Annotated in this window: 22 protein-coding genes and 1 pseudogene; 9 read left to right on the top strand and 14 right to left on the bottom strand. The window is 70.7% G+C overall.

All coding sequences use genetic code 11. The features are described from left to right. Positions 1-101 precede the first annotated feature (101 nt). The 5 genes and pseudogenes from ACFYTE_RS40480 to ACFYTE_RS40500 form a co-directional block, all read right to left on the bottom strand. A complete protein-coding gene (locus ACFYTE_RS40480) occupies positions 102-641 on the bottom strand; it encodes a DUF402 domain-containing protein (RefSeq protein ID WP_388721994.1) in 540 nt (179 codons plus the stop codon). Between the two features lie 211 nt (positions 642-852). Continuing rightward, the gene (locus ACFYTE_RS40485) at positions 853-1,188 is read right to left on the bottom strand and encodes a MarR family winged helix-turn-helix transcriptional regulator (RefSeq protein ID WP_388721996.1); all 336 of its coding nucleotides are present in this window, start codon (positions 1,186-1,188) and stop codon (positions 853-855) included. A 242-nt stretch (positions 1,189-1,430) separates the two neighbouring features. After that, positions 1,431-1,832 carry a hypothetical protein gene (locus ACFYTE_RS40490; protein WP_388721998.1) on the bottom strand — a complete coding sequence of 134 codons (402 nt, stop codon included), beginning with the start codon at positions 1,830-1,832 and terminating at the stop codon, positions 1,431-1,433. A 29-nt stretch (positions 1,833-1,861) separates the two neighbouring features. Further along, a pseudogene (locus ACFYTE_RS40495) lies at positions 1,862-2,080 on the bottom strand (transposase); the annotation flags it as partial. A gap of 158 nt (positions 2,081-2,238) precedes the next feature. Then, entirely contained in the window at positions 2,239-2,607 is a 369-nt protein-coding gene (locus ACFYTE_RS40500) for a VOC family protein (RefSeq protein WP_388722000.1), read from the bottom strand. Positions 2,608-2,670: 63 nt separating this feature from the next. On the opposite strand from ACFYTE_RS40500, the gene ACFYTE_RS40505 reads away from it, so the two are divergent. Next, positions 2,671-3,129: a MarR family winged helix-turn-helix transcriptional regulator gene (locus ACFYTE_RS40505; RefSeq protein WP_388722002.1), complete on the top strand. Its 459-nt coding sequence runs from the start codon at positions 2,671-2,673 to the stop codon at positions 3,127-3,129. A 143-nt stretch (positions 3,130-3,272) separates the two neighbouring features. Here ACFYTE_RS40505 and ACFYTE_RS40510 read toward each other — a convergent pair whose 3' ends face one another. Together ACFYTE_RS40510 and ACFYTE_RS40515 are read right to left on the bottom strand one after the other, a co-directional pair. Continuing rightward, positions 3,273-3,935, bottom strand: coding sequence for a response regulator (locus tag ACFYTE_RS40510; RefSeq protein WP_388722004.1), 663 nt, complete (start codon positions 3,933-3,935; stop codon positions 3,273-3,275). Then, a complete protein-coding gene (locus tag ACFYTE_RS40515) occupies positions 3,932-5,221 on the bottom strand; it encodes a sensor histidine kinase (protein ID WP_388722006.1) in 1,290 nt (429 codons plus the stop codon). The genes ACFYTE_RS40510 and ACFYTE_RS40515 overlap by 4 nt, the downstream gene beginning before the upstream one ends. Positions 5,222-5,512: 291 nt before the next feature. Between ACFYTE_RS40515 and ACFYTE_RS40520 the strand changes: the two genes are divergently transcribed. From ACFYTE_RS40520 to ACFYTE_RS40530, 3 genes are all read left to right on the top strand, one after another. Beyond that, positions 5,513-7,003: an alpha/beta hydrolase family protein gene (locus ACFYTE_RS40520; protein WP_388722008.1), complete on the top strand. Its 1,491-nt coding sequence runs from the start codon at positions 5,513-5,515 to the stop codon at positions 7,001-7,003. 356 nt (positions 7,004-7,359) lie between these two features. Then, positions 7,360-7,881, top strand: a complete 522-nt coding sequence (locus tag ACFYTE_RS40525) for a hypothetical protein (protein ID WP_388722010.1) — start codon at positions 7,360-7,362, stop codon at positions 7,879-7,881. 320 nt (positions 7,882-8,201) lie between these two features. Continuing rightward, a complete protein-coding gene (locus tag ACFYTE_RS40530; protein WP_388722012.1) occupies positions 8,202-9,128 on the top strand; it encodes a S41 family peptidase in 927 nt (308 codons plus the stop codon). A 23-nt stretch (positions 9,129-9,151) separates the two neighbouring features. Here the strand turns inward: ACFYTE_RS40530 and ACFYTE_RS40535 are convergent, their stop codons facing one another. After that, entirely contained in the window at positions 9,152-9,991 is an 840-nt protein-coding gene (locus ACFYTE_RS40535; protein ID WP_388722014.1) for a LysR family transcriptional regulator, read from the bottom strand. Between the two features lie 93 nt (positions 9,992-10,084). Between ACFYTE_RS40535 and ACFYTE_RS40540 the strand changes: the two genes are divergently transcribed. The 5 genes from ACFYTE_RS40540 to ACFYTE_RS40560 all read left to right on the top strand — a co-directional run bounded on the left by ACFYTE_RS40540 (position 10,085) and on the right by ACFYTE_RS40560 (position 13,787). Then, complete coding sequence (locus ACFYTE_RS40540) at positions 10,085-10,822, top strand: SDR family oxidoreductase (protein ID WP_388722056.1); 738 nt, start codon at positions 10,085-10,087, stop codon at positions 10,820-10,822. Positions 10,823-10,970: 148 nt separating this feature from the next. Next, positions 10,971-11,159 carry a hypothetical protein gene (locus ACFYTE_RS40545; RefSeq protein ID WP_388722016.1) on the top strand — a complete coding sequence of 63 codons (189 nt, stop codon included), beginning with the start codon at positions 10,971-10,973 and terminating at the stop codon, positions 11,157-11,159. After that, positions 11,156-11,494, top strand: coding sequence for an ArsR/SmtB family transcription factor (locus ACFYTE_RS40550; RefSeq protein WP_388722018.1), 339 nt, complete (start codon positions 11,156-11,158; stop codon positions 11,492-11,494). The genes ACFYTE_RS40545 and ACFYTE_RS40550 overlap by 4 nt, the downstream gene beginning before the upstream one ends. Continuing rightward, positions 11,491-12,003 carry an ATP-binding protein gene (locus ACFYTE_RS40555; RefSeq protein WP_388722020.1) on the top strand — a complete coding sequence of 171 codons (513 nt, stop codon included), beginning with the start codon at positions 11,491-11,493 and terminating at the stop codon, positions 12,001-12,003. The genes ACFYTE_RS40550 and ACFYTE_RS40555 overlap by 4 nt, the downstream gene beginning before the upstream one ends. Positions 12,004-12,458: 455 nt before the next feature. After that, complete coding sequence (locus ACFYTE_RS40560; RefSeq protein WP_388722022.1) at positions 12,459-13,787, top strand: PP2C family protein-serine/threonine phosphatase; 1,329 nt, start codon at positions 12,459-12,461, stop codon at positions 13,785-13,787. A 97-nt stretch (positions 13,788-13,884) separates the two neighbouring features. Here ACFYTE_RS40560 and ACFYTE_RS40565 read toward each other — a convergent pair whose 3' ends face one another. The 6 genes from ACFYTE_RS40565 to ACFYTE_RS40590 are packed head-to-tail and all read right to left on the bottom strand — an operon-like array spanning position 13,885 to position 21,131. Then, on the bottom strand, positions 13,885-15,366 hold the full coding sequence (locus ACFYTE_RS40565; protein WP_388722024.1) for an NADH-quinone oxidoreductase subunit C: 1,482 nt from the start codon (positions 15,364-15,366) through the stop codon (positions 13,885-13,887). Between the two features lie 4 nt (positions 15,367-15,370). Then, positions 15,371-16,963 carry a proton-conducting transporter membrane subunit gene (locus tag ACFYTE_RS40570; RefSeq protein WP_388722026.1) on the bottom strand — a complete coding sequence of 531 codons (1,593 nt, stop codon included), beginning with the start codon at positions 16,961-16,963 and terminating at the stop codon, positions 15,371-15,373. Next, the gene (locus tag ACFYTE_RS40575; RefSeq protein WP_388722028.1) at positions 16,960-17,655 is read right to left on the bottom strand and encodes a hypothetical protein; all 696 of its coding nucleotides are present in this window, start codon (positions 17,653-17,655) and stop codon (positions 16,960-16,962) included. Before ACFYTE_RS40575 ends, ACFYTE_RS40570 begins: the two co-directional genes overlap by 4 nt. Beyond that, positions 17,652-18,608, bottom strand: coding sequence for a respiratory chain complex I subunit 1 family protein (locus tag ACFYTE_RS40580; RefSeq protein ID WP_388722030.1), 957 nt, complete (start codon positions 18,606-18,608; stop codon positions 17,652-17,654). The genes ACFYTE_RS40575 and ACFYTE_RS40580 overlap by 4 nt, the downstream gene beginning before the upstream one ends. A gap of 10 nt (positions 18,609-18,618) precedes the next feature. Next, positions 18,619-20,652 carry a proton-conducting transporter membrane subunit gene (locus ACFYTE_RS40585; protein WP_388722033.1) on the bottom strand — a complete coding sequence of 678 codons (2,034 nt, stop codon included), beginning with the start codon at positions 20,650-20,652 and terminating at the stop codon, positions 18,619-18,621. Beyond that, on the bottom strand, positions 20,649-21,131 hold the full coding sequence (locus ACFYTE_RS40590) for an NADH-quinone oxidoreductase subunit B family protein (protein WP_388722035.1): 483 nt from the start codon (positions 21,129-21,131) through the stop codon (positions 20,649-20,651). Before ACFYTE_RS40590 ends, ACFYTE_RS40585 begins: the two co-directional genes overlap by 4 nt. Positions 21,132-21,240 lie beyond the last annotated feature (109 nt).

Below are 21,240 nucleotides of genomic sequence, written 5' to 3' on the forward strand. Positions count from 1 at the left end.
GCCGAAGAACATCGAGCTCGCCGCATAACCCAGAAACCCCGAACCGCCTCAAACCCGACATAGGCGCCTTGACGAACGACATAGAGGCACCCCCCCGCCGCCTATCTGCGCGAGCTGTTGCTCGACGAGCCAAGCCGGTAGCGGTACACCGAGGCGAAGGGTTCGATGCCCTCGGCATCGCGGCGGAGGGCTTCCATCAGCCATGCGCTGGTTTGCAGGGCTTTGCCACTGACGCTGTCGGGGTAGCCGTAGCTGACTTGGTGTTCGGCGAACTCGTCCTCGTCCTTGATGTAGGCCTCGCCGTTGCGAGGCCTCACGACATCGAGATCGAGGTCCACCATGTGCAGGGTGGTTCGTCCGGTGTCCGTGTTCCACTGCGGCACCGTGCACACGTCGCAGTACACCTCAGGCCCTGGGAGCGCACAGAACGTAGCGGTCCACCACTGATCGCGGGGGATCAGCATGACGTGGTCGAACCGGTTGGTCCAGCCGCCCGTGGCCGAGCTGACATGGACACCCTGCGCCGTGCCCAGCCACACGCCGTGCTCGTCCTCGTCCAGCCGGGCGGCGGTCCACTGCGCGCTCAGGGTTCCGTCGTACTTCCGCACATCGACCAGTACGGGATTGCTCTCCGCGGCCATGCCAAGACGCTAACGCGTCGGTGGTATGGAAGGAATGGGCCGGCTCGCCACTCCGGAGCGAGTTTCTCCGTAGCCGTCACCGCTGCCCGCGTCCACGACTCCGGACTGAGGTGACCGTGCTGGTCGCGGTCCTCAATGAGTGGCCGTGACCGGCGCTTTCGCAACAGATCACAGTGGGGTCGGTTGGACGGCGGTGCCGTCGGTGAGGCATTCAGGCATTCGTCCTGGTTGCGGCGGGGGTGGTGGGGGTGCGGTGGCGTTTGCGTGGTGTGGCGGAGCGGGGTGGCTGGGTGTGCATGTGGTCCCGTACGCGGGTCATGATGTCGCCGAGCCGGTGCAGGTCGTCGTCGGTCAGGGGGTCGAACAGCAGGCGGTGGGCGAGCCGGATGTGGCCGGGCAGGATGCGCTGGGTGAGGGCGAGGCCGGCCTCGGTGAGGGTGACGGCGGTCGCGCGGTCGTCGTCGGGGTCGGGGCCGCGGGTGATCAGTCCGGCCTGGTAGGTCAGGCCGCTGCGGCTGTAGACGACGCCGTCGGCCAGTTGGGTCATGGTCAGCGGGCCGGCCGCGTCGGCGAGGTCAGCCTGCTCGACCGCCTTCGGGACATCGGAGTGCCCATCCAGCGTGGCCGAGCCTCAGCGATCCGCCGGCGTGTGCTTCAAGCCCCTGCCCCCGTCGTTGCCCGGCCCTCGGCTACCACGACAAGACCACCACTCGCCTCGCCACCGAAGCCGGCGGAACCTGGAGCCGGTATGCCCCCGGCGATCACCGACGATGAGGACCAGCCGCGTCCTTACGCAGGACCCGCGGAGCCACGCCGGTCCTCGACGTGGACGATGTGCAGTTCGGTGCCATCCCGGTGGCGCTTGGAACGTCCGCACATCCCGACAGCAAAGGTCTCTTGACCACTGGGCTCGTCGGGCGTGACATAAGTAAGGACATCCTGGTGGTGACCGGTGACCACCCAGCCGTCGGCGTCCTTGACGTCGATCACCCCGAAGTCTCCTGCAGCAGAGCCTGCATGCACAGGACCGAACTCCCTGAGGATCTCGGTGGCCTGTTCGGCAAGGTCTCCGCCGGGAGCGGCAAGCACCACACATGTGCCGTGCTCGAACAGCACCCACGACGTGCGAGGGTCGCTGAGCAGGCGCTGCCAGACGTCGACGAGTATCTCGGTATTCACGGCGATCATCATGCCGCAGGGAGCCGACACACAGTCACGGTCTACTGATGCCGTCGGCGACTGCGCGGCACCCCAACATGCGAGCCCCCAGTCCCCCGGCCGGGTAGGGCTCCAGTGCCGGAGGCTGCGGGTGATGTAGTCAGGTTGCGGAAGCCGAGGGCGGTGCCGCGGAGGTGTTCGAGTCGGCCGTTGATGGCCTCGGCCGGGCCGTTGGACGTGCCGGGTCGGTCGAAGTAGGCCAGCATGTCAGCAGCGCGCTGTCGCGAAGCACCCCCCAGACAGCCGCAGGAATGGCGCCAGTTGTCAGGCTCGACCGCGGTTGCATGCGAAGAGCCAATGAATGTCGCCCGGATTCTCGCGCCTCGGGCGCAACCGGCGGTCTTCGGGGGAACGGCGATCGTCGGTGGCGTTCGGCTTATCAGGCGCGGTCGTGGAGAGTGACTTGGTAGCCGTCGGGGTCGGCGAAGGTGAATGTCCGGCCGAAGGGGCCGTCGATCGGTGCGGAGACGATGGTGTGACCGTCGGCGACGAGAGCATCGTGGATGGCCTGGACGTCGGTGGCGTGGAGCCAGATCGCGGCACCGATGCCGGGCTGAGCAACGGATGCGAGATCGGTGCCGGGAACGACGTCGCGGAGTGCGAACGCGATCGGCTTCGTCTCGAAGACGACGGCGTGCGGAGGTCCGGCCTGCGAGCGGACGAGGCCGAGGTACTGCTCGTAGAACGCCTGCGAAGCGGCAAGGTCGCGCACCTGGAACGAGATGAAGTCGGGGCCGGTGGCGGGCATGGTGATGCTCCTTCTCTTCGTGTCAGATTCCTGACACAGGTCAATGTATGTCAGAATCCTGACATGAGTCAAAACGGTGTCGGCGTCGACCTGGACAAATCACTGGGCTACCTGCTGAAAGAGGCTTCGAGCGCCCTGCGCGCAGCCATGGAGGAGGTGCTGCGGCCACTCGGGATGAGCGTGACGCACTACTCCTGCCTTGAGCTGCTGGCTCAACGGCCGGGTTTGTCGAACTCCGAGCTGGCGCGTGGCGCGTTCGTGACACGGCAGACGATGAACGTGCTGCTCCAGGCCCTGGAACGAGAGGGCTATGTGACCAGGCCTGCGGAGGCGCCCGTCGGCAAGGTTCTTCCCGCGCGGCTCACGCCGCGCGGCCGACGGAGCCTGGAGAAGGCGACCGTAGCGGTCCGGTCCGTCGAGGTCAGAATGCTGGCCGGCATGACCGAGACCGAGCAGTCAGTCGCGTTCCGGATCCTGCAGAGCATGATTCATTCCCTGCACGATGGCAACGACGGTGCATAGCAAACGGGTCTTGGCTTACCCCAAGGTGACCCAAGCCTGCACGGGCGACGCCGACGCCACGCTTCTCGTGCTACGTCGGACGATCGTGTAGCGCTGGTGACGCCCGGGGCTGCGAACATTGCTGTCGGCTCCGGGCGACGGCGTCATGGCGGGTGGATGAGGCGGCTTTCGTAGGCGAAGATCACGGCCTGTATCCGGTCGCGGAGTTCGAGCTTGTGCAGGATTCGCCCCAGATGGGACTTCACGGTCGCCTCCGCGAGGCACAGAGCGGCCGCGATCTCGATGTTGGACAGGCCGCGGCCCACCTGGATGAGTACCTCGCGCTCACGGGCGCTGAGCCGGCTCAGCCGCTTGTCGCGGTCGGCGCTGCTGCCGTCGGGGATGTGCGGGCGGAAATTCTCCAGCAGGCGGCGGGTGATCCGCGGGGAGACCACCGCCTCACCCGCGGCCACACTGCGTATCGCGGTGAGCAATTCCTCGGGCCTGGTGTTTTTCAGCAGGAAGCCCGAGGCTCCGGCCTTGAGTCCGGCGAAGGCGTACTCGTCGAGGTCGAAGGTGGTGAGGATCAGCACTCTGCTCTGCGGGGAGATCCGGATGACCTGCTGGGTCGCCTCGATCCCGTCCGTCCCGGGCATCCGGACGTCCATGAGGACGACATCGGGCTGCAGCTCCCGGGCGAGGCGTATGGCCTGGATGCCGTCCGCGGCTTCGCCGACCGGAGCCATGTCGGGCTGGGCCTCCAGGACCGTGCTGAAGGCCATCCGGAGCAGCGCTTCGTCGTCGGCGATCAGGATGCGGATCGTCATGCGGACGTCGCTCCGCTGCTGCCGAGTTCGAGGCGGGTATGGATTCCCCAGCCGCCGCCCGGGAGCGGTCCGGCCTGCAACTTCCCCCCGTAGGCGGCCGCGCGCTCGCGCATGCAGGGGATGCCGTGGCCGGATGGTGTGGCGCCGGGAAGTGGCGGGCAGGGGCCGCTGTCGGTGACGTCCACTGCGACGGTCTCAGCTGAGCACAGCACCCGGACCTTCGCGTGTGTGCCGGTGGGCGTGTGTTTGAGGGTGTTGGTCAAGGCTTCCTGTACCAGGCGGTAGACGGTCAGTTGTGCGGTGGCAGGTATGTGCGCATGGCTGCCCCGGACCTTGAGGCGGGTCGGCAGCCCGGCGGCGCACATCTGGGCGGCGAGGGTCTCCAGTTGTGCGATGCCGGGCAGCGGGTGGCGCTCGGCGTCCGGTTCGTCGGTGCGCAGGATGCCCAACGAGCGCCGCATGTCGGTCAGGGCCTGCCGGCCCGTCTCGGAGATCTGGAGCATCGCGGTGGTGGCCTTGTCGGGCGACCGGTGCTGCGCGTAGACGGCGGCGTCGGTGAGCGCGACCATGACGGACAGGTTGTGGGTGACGATGTCGTGCATCTCCCGGGTGATACGTGTCCTCTCCTCGGCGACGGCCAGCCGTGCCTGCTGGTCCTGTTGCTGCTCCAGGCGTGCAGCCCGTTCCTCCACGGCCGTGAGATAGGCGCGCGTGGTCCGCACATTCACACCCAGGACGGCGGCGGCGACGACCATCGCGGTCACCGCGACGAAGAGGGGCAGAAATGCGCCTTCCGCCGCCCAGCGCAGACAGGCCAGCAGGACGCCTGCCTCCACGACGGCACCGGCGACAAGCGTGCCGCGCCGGCCCGAGTTCGCGGCCACCGTGTAGAGAGCCACCAGCAAGGCGATGTCCGCCGGCAGTTGGACGTCCATCAGCCACTGGACGAAGGCCGCGGCTGCCACGGCGCCGAACACCGTGAGCGGGGCCCGGCGCCGCCACAGCAGGGGCAGCGCAAGGGCGGCGGTGAGGGCCACGGCCACCGGCAGCTCCCGCGGGGCGCGCATGGTCATGATGTTGAGCAGGAGCAACGCAGGCAACAGCGAGTCCCGCACCATGGGTGGCAGCCGGAGGCCCCAGCGCCGGGCGGCTCTCCCCAGTCGCGCCGCTCGCACGGAGGCCAGGTCGGCGTATCCCGTCAGCCGTACGGCTGTCCTCGTCCGCCGCACGCGGTCCCGGTAGCGCACCGGGTGGGCACTGCCCGGCTCTGCGGCCGCCTCAGCCATCACACATCCCTGTCGACTCAGCATCATGGTGGCCCCCGGCAAGGGCCACCACCGCGTACAGCCGGAGCCGGGTCGGGTACAAGGAGGGCACACCCCGCGCTTTCCGGCGTGAACCGCGGCCCTGTCACGGTAGGCCGCGGGCTCGCGAAGCACATGAGTCCCCCGTCTGATGGCACCGCGCCGAGGTACGACCGCAGGAGGAGTCCCGCTTCCTTCCGCGGTCGCAAAGCGGCCGTTCACCTGGCGTGCTCGATTGCGACTCCGGTTGCATGTGATGGCGACCCGGGATCGATGTGGCATTGCGTGCCCCGCCCTGAGGATGGCCGGGTGACCGAGATCATCGCGGGGCTGTACATGTCCCCTCTGGAATTTCTTGCCTTGCTGGGTGCCGTCGCGCTGGTGGTGGCGCGCTGGCTTCCCCCCGCTGCCCGCCCACGCGTCACGATCGCGGCGGGAGCGGTTCTCGTGCTGTCCGCGATCGTGCTGAGTGTGGTGGGGATCCGCTGGCAGATGCTGCCGGTACTGGCAGGCGCTGCCAGCGCGTTGCCGTTCGCCCTCGCTCCCCTGCTGCGACGCCGTACCGGCCGGACGGTGTGGCGGGCCCGATGGTGGCTGGCGTTGCCGGGGTCGGTGGCCTGCGTCGGCCTGATCGCCACGGGTCCGGTGGCCGCCTGGGCCTTTCCTGTACCCGTGTTCCCCGAACCGTCAGGCCGCTTCGCGGTCGGCACCCGCGTGGTGCAGTGGACCGACCCGCACCGCCCCGAGACTGCCACCGCCGCCCCGCACGACCGGCGCACGGTCGTGGTCCAGCTCTGGTATCCCGCGCAGAAGAGCCCCGCAAGCGCGCAGCGGGCCCAGTATCTCGGACGCACGGCGCACGAGGCGCGCACCGTCTCCGACGCCCTCGCCCGCTATGTCGGCCTGCCCGGCTTCCTGGTCGACGGCGTCCCGCGTGCCCACACCCATTCCGTCTTCAACGCTCCGGTGGCCAGCGGGAGCGGACGGTTCCCGGTCGTGCTGTTCTCTCCCGGGCTGGGCGGAGTGCGCACCCAGAACACCGCCTGGGCGGAGGAACTGGCCAGCCACGGCTATGTGGTCGCCGCCCTCGACCACCCGTACGACTCCGCCGCCGTCGTCCTCGCCGACGGCCGAACGATTCACACCAAGACCGCCTCCACCGGCGACCCGGACAAGGACGAGAAGCTGGGGGCCGGCTGGGCGACGGTTCGAGCCGCCGACCTCAGCTTCGTCCTCACTCAGCTGGGCCGTCTGGACCGAGGTGAGATCGAGGGCCCGCTGACCGGGCGTCTGGACACCGGCCGGGTCGCGGTGACCGGCCACTCCATAGGCGGCGGTTCCGCTCTGCAGGCAGCGCGCCAGGACCGCCGGTTCGACGCCGTCATCGATCTGGACGGCTATCCCTACGACCCCACCTCACGCTCCCTCCACCAGCCGGCGCTCGCGCTCACCCAGGCAATCACCCCGGACACCGACCCGCACTACATACCCCGCCTCACCAAGGTCCTCAAGCTCAACACCGTGACGAGCTATCGGCTCACCGTCCCCGGCGCCGCACACCTCACCTTCATGGACGGCCCCCTGTATCTGCCGCCTGTGCCCTCGATAGTCGGCTCCCCGGGCCGCACCGAGAGCCCGCACGTCGTCGCCGCAACCACGCTCGCCTTCCTGGACACCACCCTGCGGCACAAACCCGGTGACCTGGCCGCCGTTCTGTCGGCCTACGGCGACCTCAGCGTCTACCCCCCGAACAACAGCCGCTGACCAGCTGTGCCACGGACGGAGACGACACCCCGCCGACGGCACGGCCATGATCTCCTGCTCCTGGCCGTGGTGCTCGTGGCGTCATCCGTGGACCGGCTCCACACCCGCACGCCGGAGGAAGTCGTCGGCGACTTTGAGGAAGGTGTCGTTCGCTTCGTACGCGCCGATCGTCACCCGTACCCCTTCACCCGGGATGGTCTGGCTTCGCCGCTCAACTGGTCACCGCCGCGGAAGGACTGCTGGAGCGGTTCGGTACTCCCGACACTCCGGGGCTGCTCAAGTCACTGCGGCAGGAGGCAGACGAGTTCCCCGGCCTGTTCAAGGAGGCCCTGCGTCCCGAGTTCTCCGACGCGGGGATGTACGTCCTGCGGGGGCTCCCCGTCGAGGACGCCTCTTTCGGCCCGACACCCGCCGGGTGGTCCGTCGCCGGTGACGCCGGTGCGCTCTGGGATGTCGTCCTGCTCCTGCTGGCGGCCGCGATGGGACACCCCATGGGATGGCGGGGCCAACAGAACGGTCGTATGGTCAACAACATCGTGCCCGCACCGGGCCACGAGAACGAGCAGACCGGCGCCAGCAGCACGGTGTTGCTCGCCTCGCACACCGAGGACGCGTTCCACCCCCGCAGGGCCGACCTCCTGCTGCTGTGCTGCATGCGCAACCACGAAGGAGTGGCGACGGCTGCTTCGAGCGTGCGGCTGACGGACCTCTCGCCCGAAGACGTTGCCGCGCTGTCCCGTCCGATGGCCCCCATCCTTCCCGACGACGCCTACAGCGGTTCCGCCCTGCAGGGGGACGTACTGGTCGTGGACAACGATGTCGTCGGTCCACGACCGGTTCGTCGCCCCACAGAGCCTCGACGAGTTTCCCGGTACTGAGCTTCCTACCGCCGGAGAGAAAACCGTCACAGGCCGGGAATGACCCCGCTGATATTCCGGCCGGTACGCGCGCTGACGCAGATCGCTGAGAGGTCACGATGCTCCGCTTGCGGCCGACGGTCTTCACCCATCAACTCCCAGCGGGCAGGTGCCCCGTAAGGAGCTGATCGTCGGCGTTAGGGTGGTCCGTGAGCCGAGACTGTGGGGGATGGATGGGGCGGGGACGCGCGCTGCGCATGGCGGCCTGTGCCGGGCTGGTCGGTGTTGTGGCCGCCGTGACGGGGTGCACAAGCCGTTCGCATGACCCATCAGGTGCCGACATGTCACCCAGTGCGCGGATCTACTTGTCGAAGGCGCTGAGCATCATGGAGAAGCACTCCCTTCTCCGCCATCAGGTTGACTGGGCGGACGTGCGTAGCGAAGCATTTTCGCAGGCAGACGGTGCGCTGAAGCCGGCGGACACCTACGGGGCGATCGGCTCGGCGTTGCGTTCCCTGGGCGACGGGCACAGCATCTTGTGGGAACCGGAGAAGGCCAAAGAGAACTTGGGATCCTCCGAGGTCTCTCCCGATGGCCTGCAAGGCCGGTCTCTGAAAAACGGGATCGGCTACCTTTCGCTCCCCGGAGTGCAGGGATCCCAGAAGACGTACGACCAGTACGTACGGCAGGGCCGAGCTGCCGTGGCGAAGGCAGACCGGACCGGGGCCTGCGGCTGGGTGGTGGATCTGCGTTCGGACACGGGTGGCAACATGTGGCCGATGCTTGCCGTCGTAGGCCCCGTCCTGGGCGATGGCAAGGTCGGCATGTTCGTGGATGCCGACGGCAACCGGTCTGTTTGGTCGATCAAGCGCGGCGCCCCGTATCTGGACGGCAAGTCGGCCGGCTGGGACGACAGCCGGCCCGTCGCCGGGAGCAGCCCACCGGTCGCAGTCCTGACCGGCGACCGAACAGCCAGTGCAGGTGAGGCGGTTGCGGTGGCGTTCCGAGGACGCCCGGACACCCGGTTCTTCGGTGAGCCGACCAACGGCGTCCCCACGGGAAACAAGGCGTACCGCCTGTCCGACGGAGCCATGCTGATCCTCACGGAAGTCAAGGACGCGGACCGAACCGGCCGTACGTATGACGCAGCGATCCCACCCGATGAGGAGATCGTCAAGGACCCACGCCCAGTGGCACGGGGCCGGGACGATGTCCTGGAGGCGGCACACAGCTGGCTGCTCAAGCAGGCTGCCTGCCGGCGACCGTGAACTGTTGTCCTCCTGGTCCGAGTTCAAAGGCGTGTTGCCACGCGGACCAGGTCGGCAACTGTACGAAGGCGGCTGTGCGGCGGCCAGGCGATCACCGTTGTCACAGGCGGAGCGTCCAGGACCGGCACCGCGGCGAGGTCCCGGCGCAGGTCGGCGCCGGCTGACTCGGGAATGACCACGGTGGTACGGCCGAGCGCGATCAGCTGGAAGAGCTGAGTCAGATTCCTTATCTCTGCGCCCGGCCCTTCTGGGTAGCTGCCGCCGGGACCCGGCCAGCGGGCCATCGGCAGCTCTGGCAGTGCGGTGACGTCGGCCATCCTGACCTGGGAGCGGCCGGCGAGCGGGTGCGAGGCCGGCAGGATCGCGACCTGTCCCTCGGTGGACAGGGTTTCGGTGTCGAGTCCGGCTGCCGAGTCGAAGGGCAGGTGCAGCAGAGCCGCGTCGGCCCGCCCGTCCTGCAGCAGCTGCCGGTGCTGGTGTGCCTCGCAGAGCAGCAGATCGACGGTGGCCGCGCCGGGTTCCGCGGCGTAGGCGTCGAGCAGCTTCGTCAGCAGCTCGCCGGCGGTGCCGGATTTGACGGCGAGGACGAGGCTGGGGTGTGCCGTGGCGGCCCGCTGGGTACGCCGCTCAGCTGCGGTCACTGCGCTGAGGATCGCGCGCCCTTCGGCCAGCAGCACGGCTCCGGCCTCGGTGAGCGTGACCTTGCGGCTGTTGCGTTCCAGCAGTGCGACGCCGAGCCGCCGTTCGAGCTGGGCGATCGTGCGGGACAGCGGCGGCTGGGCTATCCCAAGGCGCTGGGCAGCCTTGCCGAAGTGCAGCTCCTCGGCGACGGCGACGAAGTACCGGAGCGCGCGTATTTCCATGAGCCCAGGCTAATGACGGCAGACGACTGATCGATATCGCTCGGGTATCGCTGCACTACCGAGATGGTGTTGGTGCCCGGCTGCAGCGCGGGCATGCTCGCTGTCATGAGTGAGAAGACGATCGCGCTGGTCACCGGCGCGAACAAGGGAATCGGGTACGAGATCGCGGCCGGGCTGGGTGCGCGGGGCTGGAGTGTCGGTGTCGGCGCCCGGGACGAGCAGCGCCGCGAGGATGCCGTGACGAAGTTGCGTGCGGCCGGTGCCGACGCGTTCGGCGTGCCCTTGGACGTGACCGACGGCGGGAGCGTGGCCGCCGCAGTCCAACTGATCGAGGAGCGGGCAGGACGGCTCGACGTACTGGTCAACAACGCCGGCGTGGCCGGCGGCTGGCCGGAGGAACCCACGACCATCGACCTTGAGACCGTGCGGCGACTGCTGGAGACCAACGTCATCGGCGTCATCAGGGTCACCAACGCGATGCTGCCGTTGCTGCATCGTTCGGCGCACCCGCGGATCGTCAACCAGTCCAGCCACGTCGGCTCCCTGACACTGCAGACCACGCCCGGCGTCGACCTCGGGGGGATCAGCGGGGCCTACGCGCCGACGAAGACCTACCTCAACGCCGTCACCATCCAGTACGCCAAGGAGCTGAGCGGCACCAACATCCTGATCAACAACGCCTGCCCCGGTTACGTGGCCACCGACCTCAACGGATTCAACGGGACACAGACCCCCGAGCAGGGAGCGGCGATCGCCATCCGGCTGGCGACCCTGCCGGACGACGGCCCGACCGGCCAGCTGTTCGACGACAACGGGGTCGTACCCTGGTGACCTGACCCGGGATGCGTTCCGCGTCGATCCTTGCGCGGCTGGAGGTACCGATCGGCCCACTGTCACGGCGAGCGACCTCGGATAGACTTGAAGAGTTCTTCAATTCGCTAGTTTCTGTGACAGGCAGGCCGGTGAGGTGTTGTCCGGGGTGAGTGGGTTCGTCGAGGCGCTGCTCGAACGTGTGAGCGGTGCGCGGGCCGGACTGGCGGTCGCCCGCGAAGCGCAGGACGCCTATGAGGTGGCCCTCGCACTGGATGAGCTGGACGACGCGCTGCGCATAGCCCGAGCGAACGGCATCGACGTCGAGCCGGACCCCGACACGAAGGGCGAGGGGTGATGGTTCCGCTCTACGAGGCGAAGGCCGAGTTCTTCCGGATGCTCGGTCACCCGGTGCGCATCCGCGTACTGGAGCTGCTGCAGGACGGCCCCAGACCGGTGCGCGAGCTGCTCGCGGCGATCGAGGTCGAGCCGTCGAGCCTGTCCCAGCAGCTCGCCGTGCTGCGCCGCTCGGGCATCGTGACCGCGACCCGTACCGGATCGACGGTGGTGTACGAGCTGGCCGGGGGCGATGTGGCCGAGCTGCTGGCTGCCGCGCGGCGGATCCTGGCCACCCTGCTGACCGGCCGGCAGGAACTGCTGGAGGAACTGCGTGAGACGGAGGCGGCGCGTTGACGAGCGGCGGCGGTTTCCGGCTGCCGTGGCGGCGCGGCGGCCCGACGGCGGCCATCGAGCATGTGCTGCCGCCGGTGCACCGGCATATCGCCTCGTTCAGGCCGGGGCCCGAGGCGGTGAGGCGCGCCCGGGAAGCGGTCGCCGGGTCCCTTCCCGCGGCCGGTGTCGAGCCGGGCTCCGTGTTCGCGGACGCCGTGTTGTTGGTGACCAGCGAACTGGTCACCAACGTGCTGCGGCACGCCCCGCACTCGCCCGTGATGGACGTGGGCATCACGCTCGCGGCCGGGCAACTGGTCGTCAGCGTCGCGGACACCGAGCCGAGGCTGCCGGATCTCAGCGAGGAGGGCGCGGGCGCGGGGCTGCGGATGGTGGCCGAGCTGGCCGCCGACTACGACGGCGACGTCAGCGCGGAGCCCGCTGCCGACCATGACGGGAAGGTCGTCCTCGTACGGTTCCGCCTGCCGTCGCAGGGCGCGGACACCACGGGAAGCAGGGAGAACGCACGGTGACCGAAGCCGCGGGACTGGCGCTGGTGACCGTCCTGCCCGCCAGGAACGGCGTGCCCTGCGCACTGGACCGCGCGAACGCCGAGCGGCCGGCGAAGTGGTGCTGCTCTCGGAACAGACGTGGATCCCGGGTCACTCGCCCGGTACCAGAGCCTGCTCATGCCGTGCGCCGACGCGGACACGGGGCTGGGCCGTCGCCGGGGTGCGACCCAGAGAGGCGTCGGACAACCGGGTGCCGAGATCACCCCGTACGACCTGCGCGAGCGGTGGCTGGGGTGCCTCGGGTCCAGCGGTGTGTGACATGCCGCTTTCGGAGTAATAGGCGGGTTGGGTTGTCCGGCCGCGCGACTCTGTGCGGGTGATCACGGTCGGGTCAGGAGACTGTGGATGCGCAGATCGCGTGAGGGGCTGTGTGAGCGGATCCGCCGGGACAAGCGGCGCAACCCGGAGGACTCGTGATGGCGGGAGCAGAAGAACACCCCGAGCAGCCGCAAAACGACCTGACGCTGCGGCTGGATCGCCAGCTGGACCAGATCGCCGCGCAGCTGCGGGAACTGGCCACCGCCAAGGACCGGTTGCAGGGGCTGCTGAACGCGGTGCTGGCCATCAGCCAGGAGACGGACCTGCCCGCGGTGCTGCACCGCATCGTCACCACCGCCATGGACCTGGTCGGCGCCCGCTACGGAGCACTGGGGGTGCTGGACGAGTCCGGTGAGCAGCTGGGCCAGTTCATCACCGCCGGTCTGTCGGAGCCCGAGCGTGCCGGCCTGGACGGTGTCGAGTTCCCCCGGGGACGCGGCGTTCTCGGGCACCTGATCCACCATCCCGAGCCGTTGCGGGTCGACGACATCGCCTCCCACCCCGCCTCCGCCGGATTCCCGCCCGGCCACCCCTACATGAGCACCCTCCTGGGCGTCGCCATCAGCGTCCGCGGCACCATCTACGGCGACCTGTACCTGTCCGAACGCCGTGACGGACAGCCCTTCGACCGTGACGACGAGGACATCGTCGTCACCCTGGCCGGCGCGGCCGGCATCGCCATCGAAAACGTCCGCCTCTTCACGCAGGTCCGCGACAGCGCCGAACACTTCCAACGCCTCCTGCTGCCCACGCTGCCCGACCTGCACCCCTTCACCGGCGCCGCCACCTACCGGCCCGCCCCCACCCCCGGTCACCTGGGCGGGGACTGGTACGACGCCCTCTGGCTGCCCGACAACGCCTGCGCGGCCGTCATCGGCGACGTCGTCGGCCACGACCTGCGCGCGGCGGCCGCAATGGCCCAGACCCGCAGCATGCTGCGCGCCCTCATCTACGACCGTCTGACCCCGCCCAGCTCCGTCCTGGATCAGCTCGACCGCACCCTGCACGCCATCACCGACCTGCCCGTCACCACCGCCTGCCTGGCCCGTGTCGAACCCGCGGAAGACGGCGGCTGGACACTGCACTGGTCCACCGCCGGCCACCTCCCCCCACTGCTCATCACCCCCGACCGGCACACGGAATACCTGTATGCCGAACCCGGCCTGCCGCTCGCGGTGAACACCGAACCACGCCGCCCCGACCACACCCGCCCCCTGCCCCCGGGCGCCACCGTGGTCTTCTACACCGACGGACTCGTCGAAGACCCCGCCCGCGCCGTCGACGAGGGCATGGCCGAACTCGCCCGCCTCGCCGCAGCGCACATCGGCCTGCCGCTGCAGGACTTCGTGGACACCCTGGCCGACCACCACCCCAGCGACGGCCACGACGACATGGCCATCCTTGCCCTGCGCACCCCGCGAGGATGACCGTCCAGCACACCCCCGGTCGCCATACCGGCACCTGTTCCGCATCGGATTCACCGGACGACCCGGGAGACGCCGCGTCCGACAGGCGGCGAGACCGTCACAGGTCGTTGCCCGCGTAGGAGAGGTTGAAGCTCTTGTTGGTCAGCGGGAAGTCGGGGACGATCGTGTCCGCCAGGGCTAGCGGCAGTGCGGGCCAGTTGAAGAACGACGGGTCGACCGGCTTGACCCGGGCCAGGGTGGCGTCGGGGGCGAGTTCGACACGGGTGGCGATGGTGCCGCGCCAGCCCTCCACCAGGCCCACTCCGGTGCCGGGGCCCGCTCCGGGCGACGGCTGGGCAGCGAGCATCGCGCCGGGAGCGGCCAGACTCCCGGCGAACTCCTCCATCAGGGCGAACGAGGTCGTGATCTCCTCGGCGCGGACGAGGAAGCGGGCCAGGACGTCGCCGCTGTCGTGGACCGGTACGTCGAGCCGGGTTCCGTACGGCGTGAAGGGGTGCGCCACCCGGGCGTCGCCGGTGATGCCGCTGGCTCGGGCGACGTAGCCGAGGCAGCCGATCTCCCGGGCCGCGGCGGTGCGCAGGACCGCGGTGCCGGTGAAGCGGTCGCGGACGGTGGAGTGGCCGAGGGCGAGGTCGGCGATCTCCTCGATGTCCTCGCGGATCGCCTTCAGCCGGGCCGGATCGGGCAGCGCGCGCAGGGCCGCGCCGCCGGGGACGACGCCGCCGCGGAGCAGTCGGTGTCCGGTGACTTCCTTGTTGAGGCGCAGGAGTTGCTCGCGGACGCGCTGGGCGTGGGCGTTGAGGATGCCGTGGCCGACATCGTTGCAGAGCATGCCGAGGTCGGCGACGTGGTTGTGGATCCGTTCCAGTTCCAGGAGGAGGGCGCGGGCGCGCTGTGCCCCGTCCGGGACCTCGGTCCCCGTGGCCTCCTCCACGGCCAGGCAGTAGGCCAGAGCGTGGCCGACGGCCGTGTCGCCGCTGACGCGTTCGGCGAGGGGGAGGCCGGCGGCCGGCGAGCGTCCCTGGAACAGCTTCTCCACGCCCTTGTGGACGAACCAGAGGCGGGCCTTGAGTTTGAGGATGGTCTCGCCGACGACGGAGAACCGGAAGTGGCCGGGTTCGATCAGACCGGCGTGCACCGGCCCGACGGGGATCTCGTACACACCGTCGCCCTCAACCTCCAGGAAGGGGTACGGGCCTTCCTGTTCGCCGAAGGCCGGCGGCGGTCCGGCATCGGGGAGCATGGGGTACCAGCCGCGCGGCCAGTGGAAGTGCCGTACGAGGCGGCGGGGCAGCGGGTGGTCGAGGGGGACGATGCCGTACAGGTCACGCATCTCGCGCTCGAAGCGGCCCGCGGGGAACGAGAGATGGGCGAGGGTGGGAATCTCGGGCCGGTCGGGGTCGAGGCGCACGTGCAGTTCGGTGCGGGTGTCGGGCGGGCCGGCCGCGAACAGGTACACCACGCGCGGTCCGGTCTCGTCGAGGTGAGCGGCGACCAGCGCGAGCCGGTGGCCGCCGGTCAGCAACTCCTCGGCCAGCCGCGGCAGTTCGGTGACGTCGATGTCGTGTGTGGTGTGCATCGTCTCAGCCTCCGATCGCCTGGGCGGCGGCGTGCAGCAGGTCGGTGAGCGGGCCGAGGGTCACTCCCAGGGCGGCGCAGGCGACCAGGCCCAGCGCCAAAGGCCATACGGCGCCCGGGCTTTCCTGGGCCGGTGTGCCCGGTCCGAGCAGCATGCGGGCGGCGCGGACCGCGAGTGCGGCGAAGGCGACCAGCACGAGCAGCAGGGCCACCGCGGTGATCCAGCCGAACGCTGGTCCGGCGGCGAAGCCGGCCCGCGCGATGGCCAGTTCGGAGGCGAAGAGACTGAAGGGCGGGAAGGCCAGCAGCGCGACCACCGCGAGCCCGAACGCCCCGGCCGGCGGCGGCGCCTTGGCGATCAGGCCACGGACACGTCCGATCCGCGTGGTGCCGGTGATCTGCAGGATCCGGCCGGAGGCACAGAAGGCGACCGACTTGGCGAGCCCGTGCCCGGCGATGTGCAGCAGCGCGGCGGACAGGGCGAGCGGGCTGCCGATCGCCGCGGCCAGGGCGATCAGGCTCATGTGCTCCATGGACGAGTAGGCCAGCATCCGCTTGTAGTCGCGCTGGGCGAGCAGCAGCCCGGCCGCGAGAGCGAGGGTGAGCAATGCGATCCCCGCGAGCAGGAGGCGGGTGAAGTCCGGGCCGAGGGCGGCGTCCGCGATGACCCGGTAGCGCAGGACGGCGGAGAAGGCGACCGACAGCAGTACGCCGGACATCAGCGCGGAGACCGGCGCCGGGGCCTGGCTGTGGGCGTCCGGCAGCCAGGCGTGCAGCGGTACCAGGCCGGCCTTGGTGCCGAAGCCGAGGACGACGAGGGTGATGCCGAGCCGGGTGGCCGCCGGGTCGAACCGGTCGGCGCCGGCGACGAGGGTGGGCCAGTCCAGCGCCCATGCCTCGGCGATGCCGGCCTGCCGGGCCGCGTAGTAGATCAGCACGGTGCCGAGGAAGGCGAGCGCGATCCCGGCCGAGCAGATCACCACGTACTTCCAGGCGGCCTCCACCGACGTCCGCGTCCGGCGGTGGCCGACCAGGAAGGCGGTGACGATGGTGGTGGCCTCGACGGCGACCCACAGCACGCCGAGGTTCGCGGTGACGACGGCCAGGCACATCGCCGCCAGGAACGCCTGGACCAGGACGTGGTAGCGCCATACGGTCCGCTCGCTCACCCGCCCCGCGGCCCGCTCACCGCTCAGATACGCGGGGGCAAAGCCGCAGGCGATCAGCGCGACGGCGCCCACCACCAGCAGCATCCACGCGGTCAGCGCGTCCGCGCGCAGCAGGCCGGAACAGGCCGAGCGTGGCCCGGCATGCACGACGTCGGCCGCGAGCAGGCTTCCGCAGGCGAGGATCACGGCGGGGGAGAGAAGCCCGAGCCGGTCCCGCCCGTGCCGGGTGGGCACCCTGCCGGGCTCGGGTGCCTCCGCCGCCAGGGCGGAGCCCTGTGCGGCCACCCGCTGCCGGGTGTCGGTGAGAACGGCGGTGAACGCTTCGGCGGGCGCACGCGTGCGCAGTGCCGCCAGTGCGTACCCGCCGGCCACCGCCAGCGGCACGGCGGCGGGCGCGGTGAGGAGCAGCGTGGACGCGGTAGGGCTCATCGGTCGTGCAGCTCCCGCAGGTCGTCGATGTCGGTGGTGCCGAACGCTTCCCGCATCCGGGCGGTGAGGATCTGCAGCACCAGCACCGCCAGCAACACGTCGAAGGACACGCCGAGTTCGACGATGAGCGGCACCCCGGAGGTGGCGAGGAACGCGGTGGCGGTGATGCCGTTGTCGAGGAGCAGGAACCCGACCACCTGCGCGAGCGCCCGCCTGCGCGTCACCAGCACGAAGAAGCCGATCAGAACGACGGCGAGGCCGACCGGCAGGGCCCGGGTGGCGGGGGTCGGGTTCAGCAGGGTCAGCGGCCGGGCCACCGCGTAGGCCAGCAGGGTCAGCAGCGCGGCGGTGAGCAGGGAGGCGGCGACGTTGACGAGGGGCTGGGTCTCCCGGGTCTCTGCTCCCCCGTCGCCGTAGCGCTGCCGGTTTTGGGTGAGCGCGGTCAGGGCGCGCCGGATCAGATACGGCAGGAGGCCCGCCCTGAGGGCTCCGATACCGAGCCCCACGGCGACCACGTCCCAGCGTTGTTCGTGCGCGCCGAGCAGGACGGCGATCGCGGCGAGCGCGATGCCCTGGAGGGCGAAGACCCGTACGATCGCGGCCAGTTCGCGCCGCCACAGCACGATCACGGCCGCCAGCAGGAAGGCGCCGCAGGCCAGGTCGAGGAGCTGGGTGTAGAGGCCGGCGTTCATGACGCTCCGCTCAGGAAGTACGAGGCGGTCACCGCGAGCAGGGCCAGCAGGAAGGAGCCGGCGAGCAGTTCGGGCACCCGGAACAGCCGGACCTTGGCCCAGAACACCTCGGCCGCCGCGAGCACCGCGCCCAGCAGGCAGACCTTCGCCGCGAACAGCACCAGCGCCACGGCGAGGGCCGCCCAGGAGCCGCCGGTGGCGATGCCCCAGGGCACGAACAGGGAGGACAGGAGGCCGAGCAGCAGGGTCAGCCGCATCTGGGCGCCGAGTTCGACCAGGGCCAGGTCCGGGCCGGCGTATTCCAGCACCATCGCCTCGTGGATCATGGTCAGTTCGAGATGGGTGGAGGGGTTGTCGACCGGGATCCGGCCGGTCTCCGCCAGTACCGCCACCGCGAGGGCGGCCGTGGCAAGGAGCCCGGCCGGGGAGGCGAGACGGGCGGGTTCGTGGGCGGCGCCGGAGACGATCGCCGGGATGTTGGTCGTCCCGGCCGGTATCGACAGGGCGAACACCGACAGCAGGATGGTCGGCTCCACCAGCGCGGCCACCGTCATCTCCCGGGAGGCGCCCATCCCACCGAACGCGGTGCCGGTGTCAAGGCCGGCCAGGGCGAGGGCCATCGTGCCAAGGGCGATCAGCGCCACGACAAGGATCAGGTCCGCGTGGGAGCTGACCGGGGTGTCGGTGGACAGCAGCGGTACGAGGGCGGCGGCCACGACGGCGGTGGCGACCAGCAGCGCGGGGGCCGTGCGGAAGGCGGGCCCGGTCCCCACGGGGGTGATGGGCTCCTTGCGCAGCAGCTTGCGCGCATCCCGCCAGGGCTGCAGCACCCCGGCGCCGGCCCGGCCCTCAAGGCGGGCCCGGACCTGCCGCATCCACCCCGTGACCAGGGGCGCCCCGGCGCCGACCACGAGGACCTGGCCGGCCACGGCCGCGTATCCGACAGCACTCATGGGTTCGCTCTCACCAGCCCACCGCCAACGCCAACAGCAGGACGACCAGGCCGACGAAGCCATAGCCGAGATAGAGGTGGACGCTGCCGCCCGCCAGCCGACGGGCCGCCCGCCCGGCCCCGGCCAGCGAACGCAGTACCGGTTCGTACAGCCGGTGTTCGATCCGGTCGGGCACCCGCCGCTGGAATCGGACCCGCTCCACCAGGTACGCCGACTCGCGCACCGGCGTGACGTCCACGTCCTGCTCGGGTGCGAGGACGTCGTCGAAGACCCGCTGCAGCGGTTCGGCGAACGAGGTGGCCGTGTACGCCATGCGCGGGGTCGGCGCCCCGCCGCCGCAGTCCCACAACCGGGCGTTCGCCCGGCGCCGACGGCGTCCGTACAGCCGGGGCAGGCCCACGGCCAGCATGATCGCCACGGTCAGCGCGGCCACCACCCACACCGGTGACAGCGACGCGGAGATATCGGCGAGCCGCACCCGCACTCCGCCGCCCGACACCGCGCCGGTACCGGGCAGCCCCACCGCGTTCACGGCCCGGTCCAGGCCGTCGCCCAGCAGCCCAGGCATCAGCGCGAGCGCCCCGCACGCGGCGGCCAGCAGCCCCATCCCGGCGATCATCAGGGGCGGTGCCTCCCGTGCGCCGGCCGCCTGTGAGCTGCGCGGCCGGGCGAAGAAGCCGACCCCGAGCGCCTTCACGAACACGGCCGCGGCGATGCCGGCGGACAGCGCGATCAGCGCCACGGACAGCGGCAGGACGACCGCCACCGCGACGCCCGGCACCTGAAGCCCGTGGATCAGGGACTGCAGCAGCAGCCACTCGCTGATGAACCCGTTGCCCGGCGGCAGCGCCACCGCGCCGAGTGCGGCCAGCGCGAACAGTCCGGCGGTGACGGGCATCCGGGAACGCAGACCGCCGAGCCGGTCGAGGTCCCGCAGGCCGGTGGCCCGCAGCACCGACCCGGCCGCGCAGAACGCCAGGGCCTTGAACGCCGCGTGGTTGACCACGTGCAGCAGCGCCGCCGCCAGCGCCAGCGCGGCCAGCGGCCGGTTGCCGTAGGTGGTGAACAGTCCGCAGGCGCCGACGCCGATCAGGACCAGGCCCATGTTCTCGCTCGTCGAGTACGCCAGCAGCCGCTTCAGGTCGCAGGCCATCGCCGCCTGCAAAATCCCGTACACCGCGCTGGCCCCACCGACCGCCGCCAGCCCCAGCCACCACCACGCCGGACCACCGCCGAGCAGGTCGAGACCGGTGCGGACCAGGCCGTACACGCCGAGGTTGACCATGGCAGCGCTCATCAACGCCGAGACGGGGCTGGGCGCTTCGGGATGGGCCCGGGGCAGCCAGGCATGCAACGGCACCGCGCCCGCCTTCGACGTGAACGCGAGTGCGACCAGCACGAACACGACCCCTCGCACGGCCGGCGAGAGGGTGTGCGCGCCCGCCCGCAGTACGGCGAAGGTCTGGCCGCCGGCCTGCGCGGCGAACAGCGCGAGCCCGGCGAGCAGGAGTACCAGGCCGAGGTGCGTCATCACCGCGTACCAGACGCCCGCCTGCCGCACCGGAGCACGGCCTTGGTGCTCGGCCAGGACCAAGAGCAGCGAGCCGAGCGCCATCAGCTCCCACAGCACCAGGAACGTCGACACCGACGCCGCCACGGGCACCAGCACCAAGGTGAGCGCGAACAACGGCAGCACCGCCTGCGCTGTGCGAGAGCCGAGCCCGTGCGGGCCGTGTCCGGCGGCGTAGCCGATGCCGTACACCGCGACCGCTGCCACGACGGCCCCCGCGACCGCCATGAAGAGGCCACCCAGCGCATCCACCGCCACATGCGCACCGGCCAGCGGCAGCAACCCGGGGAACACGGCGCTCCAGCGGCTGCCTCCCAGTGCGGCCACACCCGCCGTACCACCGGCGACCCCCACGCCGGCCGTCAGGACTCCCACCACCGGGACACGGACCCGGTACGGCAGTCCGAGCCCGGCCAGCGCCCCCGCGCCGCCCAGTGCGGTGACCGTCGCGAGGGCGGCCGGGATCGCGCTCACCGCCCGGTCACGCTCCGCAGGGCCGCCACGATCGCACCCGGTTCCGGCGGGCACCCGGGCACGGCCAGATCCACCGGTACGACATCGGCGACGGCGCCCTCGACGCCGTAACCGCCCGCGAACTCGCCGCAGTTGATCGCGCAGTCCCCCACCGCCACCACCAGCCGGGGCTCGCCCATCGCGGCGACCGTGCGCCGCAGCGGCTCGGCCATGTTCCGGGTCACGGGCCCGGTCACCAGGGCCACGTCCGCGTGCCGGGGCGAGGCCACAAGGCGCGCCCCGTACCGCTCGGCGTCGTAGACCGGGTTGAAGGCCGCCGCGATCTCGATCTCGCAGCCGTTGCAGGAACCCGCGTCCACACACCGCACCTGCGCCGCCCCGCCGAACTCCCGCGCTCCCGGCGGGGCGCCGCCCTCCGGGCGCGGCGGCGCGGGCTCGGCCACCCGCCCGGTGGTACGGATCTTGCGCAACAGCCCCATGAACCCTCCCGGTACGGTGAGAACGTTTCCGCAGGCGGCCAACGAGCCATCCCGCGGCTGGAGTTACGGCATTTTTCCGGTACTTTTCCGGTGTTTTGCACAGGGGTGA

The sequence above is a fragment of the Streptomyces sp. NPDC004629 genome (assembly GCF_042873595.1).
Lineage (GTDB): Bacteria > Actinomycetota > Actinomycetes > Streptomycetales > Streptomycetaceae > Streptomyces.